Genomic DNA, 1,191 nt, shown 5'->3' on the forward strand with positions numbered 1-1,191 from the left:
GCCGCGGCGCGCGCACTCCGTGGCGGCCCAGGGCGGGATCAACGCCGCCCGCGCGAGGCGGGTCGACGGCGACTCCCTGCACCGCTTCGTCGCCGACACCGTCAAGGGCGGCGACTTCCGGGGCCGGGAGGCCGAGGCGTTCAGGCTCGGCGAGGAGTCGGTTCGCGTCATCGACCACTTCTCGGGGATCGGCACGCCGTTCGCCCGGGAGTACGGGGGCGTGCTGTCCACGCGGTCGTTCGGCGGAGTGCAGGTCTCACGCACCTACTACTCACGCGGGCAGACCGGTCAGCAACTCCAGATCGCCGGCACCCAGGCCCTCCAGCGGCAGATCCGGGCGGGCACGGTGCGGTTGCACACCCGCCACGAGATGCTCGATCTGATCGTCGACGACGCCGGATGTCACGGGGTCGTGGTCCGCGACCTCGTTACCGGACACCTCCGCGCCGAGACCGCCCACGCCGTGGTGCTGGCGACGGGCGGCTACGGGAACGTCTTCCACGACTCCACGCTCGCGGTGAACTCCAACGCCTCGGCCGTGTGGCGGGCTCACCAGCGGGGGGCGTTGTTCGCCTCGCCGTCGTTCGTCCAGTTCCACCCCACCGCCCTGCCCAAGGACACGACCTGGCAGGCCAAGACCATCCTCATGAGCGAGTCGCTCCGCAACGACGGCCGCATCTGGGTGCCGAGGCACGCGGGCGACGACCGACCGCCGGGCGACATCCCCGATTCCGACCGCGACTTCTTCCTCGAGCGCCGCTACCCGGCCTACGGAAACCTGGTCCCCCGCGACGTGGCGTCACGGGCGATCACGGCGGAGATCCGCGACGGCCGCGGGGTGGGCCCCCGCCACAACTCGGTGTACCTGGACTTCCGGGACTCCCTCGCCCGCGACGGCCGGCAGCGGATCGCCGAGCGGTACGGCAACCTGTTCGACATGTACTCCCACGCCACCGGCGAGGACCCGTACTCCGTCCCGATGCGCATCGCGCCCACCTGTCACTTCACCATGGGCGGGCTCTGGAGCGACTACGACCTCCAGACCTCGATCCCCGGACTGTTCGTCGGCGGCGAATGCGGCTGGGCGTATCACGGCGCCAACCGACTCGGCGCCAACTCGCTGCTCAGCGCCAGTGTGGACGGCTGGTTCACCCTCCCGTACTCGGTGCCGGCGCACCTGGCCGCCCGCCT

Annotated in this window: 1 protein-coding gene; it reads left to right on the forward strand. The window is 71.4% G+C overall.

Going from position 1 to position 1,191, the window contains the following annotated elements; all coding sequences use genetic code 11:
- Positions 1–1,191, forward strand: a 1,191-nt coding sequence (gene sdhA / locus G6021_RS13810; RefSeq protein WP_241736565.1) for a succinate dehydrogenase (quinone) flavoprotein subunit, incomplete at both ends; no start/stop codon positions are given.

This window comes from Dietzia sp. CW19, from assembly GCF_014145265.1.
Lineage (GTDB): Bacteria > Actinomycetota > Actinomycetes > Mycobacteriales > Mycobacteriaceae > Dietzia > Dietzia natronolimnaea.